General features: G+C 62.2%; 7 protein-coding genes and 1 pseudogene. All 8 read left to right on the top strand.

From position 1 onward, the window contains the following. On the top strand, positions 1–305 hold a 305-nt coding region (locus tag HP546_RS25185), incomplete at its 5' end, for an FAD-binding protein (protein ID WP_218584605.1). 188 nt (positions 306–493) lie between these two features. After that, positions 494–1,318 carry an ABC transporter substrate-binding protein gene (locus tag HP546_RS25180; protein WP_172231010.1) on the top strand — a complete coding sequence of 275 codons (825 nt, stop codon included), beginning with the start codon at positions 494–496 and terminating at the stop codon, positions 1,316–1,318. Positions 1,319–1,327: 9 nt separating this feature from the next. Further along, positions 1,328–1,681 carry a DUF4398 domain-containing protein gene (locus HP546_RS25175; RefSeq protein ID WP_172231007.1) on the top strand — a complete coding sequence of 118 codons (354 nt, stop codon included), beginning with the start codon at positions 1,328–1,330 and terminating at the stop codon, positions 1,679–1,681. Next, positions 1,678–2,490 carry an OmpA family protein gene (locus HP546_RS25170; RefSeq protein ID WP_172231004.1) on the top strand — a complete coding sequence of 271 codons (813 nt, stop codon included), beginning with the start codon at positions 1,678–1,680 and terminating at the stop codon, positions 2,488–2,490. Before HP546_RS25175 ends, HP546_RS25170 begins: the two co-directional genes overlap by 4 nt. Before the next feature lie 200 nt (positions 2,491–2,690). After that, positions 2,691–4,133 (top strand): PLP-dependent aminotransferase family protein, encoded by a 1,443-nt coding sequence (locus tag HP546_RS25165; RefSeq protein ID WP_172231001.1) that lies wholly within the window; start codon positions 2,691–2,693, stop codon positions 4,131–4,133. Between the two features lie 64 nt (positions 4,134–4,197). Next, positions 4,198–4,677, top strand: coding sequence for a hypothetical protein (locus HP546_RS25160; RefSeq protein WP_172230998.1), 480 nt, complete (start codon positions 4,198–4,200; stop codon positions 4,675–4,677). A 130-nt stretch (positions 4,678–4,807) separates the two neighbouring features. Next, entirely contained in the window at positions 4,808–5,062 is a 255-nt protein-coding gene (locus HP546_RS25155) for a YkgJ family cysteine cluster protein (protein WP_172230995.1), read from the top strand. Positions 5,063–5,095: 33 nt separating this feature from the next. Beyond that, positions 5,096–5,411, top strand: a pseudogene (locus HP546_RS25150) (hypothetical protein); the annotation flags it as partial.

Here is a 5,411-nt window from a genome sequence, read left to right as displayed (position 1 = left end):
ACTTCAAGCACCTGTACAGCCTGGCCGACAAGCTCGGCGCTGCCGTCGGTGCCTCGCGCGCTGCGGTCGACGCAGGCTTTGTGCCCAACGATATGCAGGTCGGCCAGACCGGCAAGATCGTGGCCCCGCAGCTGTACATCGCCGTCGGTATCTCCGGCGCGATCCAGCACCTGGCCGGCATGAAGGACTCCAAGGTGATCGTTGCGATCAACAAGGACGAAGAAGCGCCGATCTTCCAGGTAGCCGACTACGGTCTGGTCGCTGACCTGTTCGAAGCGGTGCCAGAGCTGGAAAAGCTGGTCTGATCCGCCTGCTTCACTTATAAAGAACCCGGCCCTCGTACAGGGGGCCGGGTTTTTTTATGGTCTGTAGCGGCCTTGTCGCCGGCAAGCCAGCTCCCACAGGTACGGCGCCACGCTTCAGGGCGTTGCAGTACCTGTGGGAGCTGGCTTGCCGGCGATAGGGCCGGATCAAGCAATACAAGGAGTGAGGGATGAGGTTGCGCGGAACGGGCAGGGCGCTGGCATGTGTGGCGGTGTTGATGTCACCACTGGCCATGGCAGCAGGCAAATGCGAGCGCCTGGTGGCGACCGGCAGCCCGGATGCGCCACCGTATTCGTGGCAAGACCCGAAAGACCCGAAACACCTGATCGGTGCCAATGTGGACCTGTTGCGCCAGGTAGCTGGCGAGCTGGGTGTAAAGGTAGAAGTGCTGAATGCGGGCCGTCGCGATCAGGCCTTGGACGAGGTACGCAGCGGGCGCATGGACCTGCTGCTCGACACCCCCATGCAAGTGGAGCAGCTGACCGCGCTGGACTACATCCATCCACCCCTGCAGCTCAACGAGTACCTGGTATGGACGCGCCATGATGCCGTGCTGGACTTCGACGGCCCGGCGGACCTGGCCAGGTACCAGGGCAGTTTGTCCGAACGCGCACGTCTCACGCCAGCCTTCACTGCCTTCGCCAAAACCCAGCTCAAGCTGGTGCCGGCACAGAACCTTACCCAGGCATTCCAGAAACTGGTGCTCGGCCAGGTCGACTATGTGCTGGCTGGCCGCTATGCGGGCATGGCCATGGCCCAGAGCCTGGGCATGAGCAATGACCTGATTGCCCGGGGCTTGCCGGTGGATCGGCCGGGCCTGTACCTGGCCCTGTCACACAACTCGGCATGCAATGACAGCTGGTTGCGTGGGCAATTGGCGAAAAAACTGACAGAATTGCCGATCTCCGGTGCGTCCGAGGCCGTGCTGCAACGTAATGTCGAGCGCTGGAAAGCGCAGCAACTGCGGGTGCCGACGGACGCCCCCAAACACTAGGAAGATTGCGTGAGAACCCAACCACTAATCCTTGCCCTGGCCGTGCTCGGCCTGGCTGGCTGCGCCAATGATCCGGCCCCTGACGAGCAGATGCGCATTTCCGAACAGGCACTGGAGCAGGCCAGGGCCGTCGGTGCCACCGACCAGGTCGAAACGCTGAAACTGGCCGAAGACAAGCTGGCCCGGGCCAAGACCAATATGCTTACCCAAGACTATCGCGATGCGCGCATGCGCGCCGAGCAGGCGGAGCTGGATGCACGTCTGGCCGAGGCCCAGGTGCTGAACCAGAAGAGCGAAGAGCAGCTGCAACTGCTGCAGTCGCGGGTCAAGCGCCTGCGCAAGCAGCTGGAGGTGCAGCCATGATTCGCCGTGCACCATTGGCCGCGCTGGCGTTGCTGGCGCTGGCGGCAGGTTTGCAAGGTTGCGCCAGCCAGCGCAGCAGCTCAGCGCTGGACGACGCCACTGCCGCGTTCCAGAAGGTCAAGGATGATTCCGATGTGCTGCGCAGCGCGCCGCGCGACGTGATTCGTGCTGGCGAATCGCTGGCACGCGCCGAGCGCCTGTCGAGCTATATCGGCACCGGCTCCGATGTGCGGCATTACGCCTATCTCAGCCAGCGCTACAGCGAAATCGCCGGCGAGCATGCCAAGTTGGCGCTGAGTCAGGAGCGTCAGGCCAAGCTCGATCTCGAGCGCCAGCGCCTGCAACTGGCCCTGCGCGAGGCCAAGCTGGCCAGCGTGCAGCAGCAGGGCAAGTGGGTCGAGTCGCAGATTGCAGCGCTGGCCTCGGAGCAGACCGACCGTGGCCTGGTGATGACCCTGGGCGATGTGCTGTTCGATACCGGCCGTGCCGACCTGAAGAACTCGGCCAGCCGTACCGTGCTCAAGCTGGTGCAGTTCCTGCAACTGAACCCGCGTCGGGTGGTGCGTATCGAGGGCTATACCGACAGCACCGGCGCCCCCGAGGACAACGTCAAGCTGTCGCGCGATCGGGCACAGTCCGTGGCCGACATGCTGGTCGACCTGGGCATCGACGAGAAGCGCCTGCAGGTGGAAGGTTATGGCGACCAGTATCCGATCGAGGCCAATGCGTCGGAGCGGGGCAGGGCGCAGAACCGCCGGGTAGAGATCGTGTTTTCCGATGAAAAAGGCAAGCTCGCGCCAGCGCGCTGATTGATGACAAGCGGGGGCGGCAGAGCAGCCCCCGCTTGTGATTGGTCTGGCAGCGGCATAATCCTTTCTATGGCTGCCACGCAATTGTATTGTTGACTATCTTGCCATCTGTCCCAGTACACTTTGCAACTGTTACGGTATCCTCTACCGTCAGTGTGTCGCACAAGAATAACTAGCCGTCCGCGCGTCGAGATCCAGCCATGACCAACCTGCTGCTGTACCAGCGTATCGCCCAGCAACTGGCCGATGACATCCGTCGCGGTGTCTACCAGCCAGGCGAGCGGGTGCCTTCCGTGCGCAAGATGAGCGCCCAGCTCAATGTCAGCCATGCCACGGTGCTGCAGGCCTATGCCAACCTCGAAGACCAGGGCCTTATCCGCGCGCGGCCGCAGTCTGGCTACTACGTGCACCAGACCCCGGCCCTGACTGCCCAGACCCCGGACATCGCCCGGGTCGAGCGCCCCGGTCTGGTGACCCGCGCCAGCATCATCCAGCAGGTACTGACCGAGGCGCGGCGCGACGGCGTTTTCCCGTTTGGCGCCGCCGTGCCGCATGTCGACTATCTGCCCGTGCGGGCCCTGCACCAGCAAATTGCCAAGGTGACGCGCTTTCACAGCCCGCGCGCCTTCAGTTACATGTTCAGCCCGGGTTTCGAGCCGCTGCGCCGGCAGATCGCCATTCGCATGCGCGATGCCGGGGTGCTGGTCGATCCGCGAGAGGTGATCGTGACCCACGGCTGTGTCGATGCGCTGCAGATGTCGCTGCGTGTGCTGACGCGCCCGGGTGATCTGATCGCCGCCGAGTCGCCGACCTATTACGGCTTGCTGCAATTGGCTGACCTGCTGGGCCTGAAGGTGATCGAGATCCCTAGTGACCCGTCCACCGGGATCAGTCTCGAAGCCTTGCAGTTGGCAGCCAACCAGTGGTCGATCAAGGCTCTGGTGCTGACTGCGCGCCTGAGCAATCCGCTGGGCGGCACCGTCCCCGAAGAACGGCAGAAGCAATTGCTGCGCCTGGCTTCGGACTTCGATATTCAGATCATCGAAGACGATATCTATGGCGAGCTGATGTTCGAGCAGGGCAAGACCAAGGCGCTGAAGGCGTACGACCGGCTGGACCGGGTGATCTACTGCTCAAGCTTTTCCAAGACCTTGTCACCGGGGGTGCGTGTTGGCTGGATGATTGCCGGGCGTTACCAGGACGAAATCCAGCGCCTGCAAACCTTCACCACCCACTCGGCCTGCAGCGTGACGCAGATGGGGGTGGCGGCTTACCTGGAAAACGGCGGCTATGATCGCCACCTGCGTTACATTCGCCAGGAGTACCGCAAGAACCTCAGTGCCTACCAGCTGGCGGTGCAGCAGCACTTTCCCGAGGGTACCCAGATGACCCGGCCGACAGGCGGTTTCATTCTGTGGGTGAGCCTGCCTGGGCGGGTCAATACCCAGGAGCTGCACGTGCGCGCGCTGGAGCAGGGGATCAGCATTGCTCCGGGGCTAATATTCAGTAACACAGAACAGTTCAATCACTGCATTCGCTTGAACTGCGGTATTCCGTGGAACAAAGAGGCCGAGCGCGCAGTGATTACCCTGGGTTTGCTGGCGCAACAGCTGTGCAGAGAGCCTGCCCTCACACTTTTGTAAGGCTTGCCAGCAGCCCGCGGAACAGAGAGCATACGCACTTTTCCGGCCAGTCTGTCCAATTGCCATGAGCGCCTTACGCCGTTTTGTCCTGATCTTGTGCCTTGCACCGTTCTGCACGCTGGGTAGTGTCGCCCAGGCTGCGCAGCCGGCTGCTCAGGCGCAGGCGGCCTCGAACAAGCCGGCGCCCAAGGCGGCAACCAAGGCGGCAACCAAGCCGGTGGCGAAGAAGGCCAGCAACAGCAAGGCCAAGCCGGCGCGTAAACCGGTGAGCAAGGCCGTCGCCAAGCCATTGCCCAAGGCAAAGCTCGATTTGAGTCTGCCCACGGACCTGGTCGACAACCTCGAGCCGAATGTAGGTACGCCTTCACCCATCCAGCGTCGCAAACCTTTGCTGCCTCCCATGTTCAGCCAGAGCCCTGAGCCCAGCGATAGCCCGTTCCAGCTCAATGGTCGGCTGATCAGCAACGAAATGCAGTTGCAGTTGCGCAATGACAGCCGTCATGACGTGGAAGGGGCAGCCATCGATTTCGAGTATCGTCAGTAACCGGGAACTGACTACCGGGTCACGGCATATTTCCTTGTGCCAGCAATTTCAAACGTCTGTTTGAGCCGTTACTATCCAGGGGCATTCGTCCCGTTTCTGTTTCAGGGAGTCCTGATTTTGGTGAGTTGCCATGAATTGCCGTGAGGGTTGCGGTGCCTGCTGCATCGCCCCGTCCATCACTTCTGCCATGCCGCGCATGCCCAATGGCAAGCCGGCGGGCGAGCGCTGCCTGCACCTGACGGCCGCCAACCTCTGCGACCTGTTCGGCAAGCCCGAGCGGCCGGCGGTGTGTGGTGGTTTCAAGGCAGATGCCGAGGTGTGTGGCAGTGACAGTGAAGAGGCAATCAGGATTCTTGGCTGGTGGGAGCAGATGACGGCGGCGTGACTGGCTGGATCTTCGACAACAAGGATAAACATGATGAGATCGTTCAAGCGTATTGCACTGCTGTGTGGCATGGGTGTTCTGCTGTCGCCTGCTGCCTGGGCCGAAAACTGGCAGGTGGCCAAGGACGAGGAGGGGATCAAGGTTTCCCTCAGCGAAGTGGCGGGCTCCAAGTACAAGGCCTATCAGGGCGTGACCCTGATCAAGGCGCCGCTGGCCAAGGTCCAGGCGTTGCAGGAAGACGTGGCCGGTGCTTGCGCCTGGATTCACGAGTGCAAGACGCAGAAGCTGCTCAAGCATGAAGGTGACCAGAGCTGGACCTACACCCAGTTCAATACGCCATGGCCGGTGA

It is taken from the genome of Pseudomonas sp. CM25 (genome assembly GCF_013179705.1).
Taxonomy (GTDB): domain Bacteria; phylum Pseudomonadota; class Gammaproteobacteria; order Pseudomonadales; family Pseudomonadaceae; genus Aquipseudomonas.
This window is presented reverse-complemented; position numbering and strand designations above follow the sequence as displayed.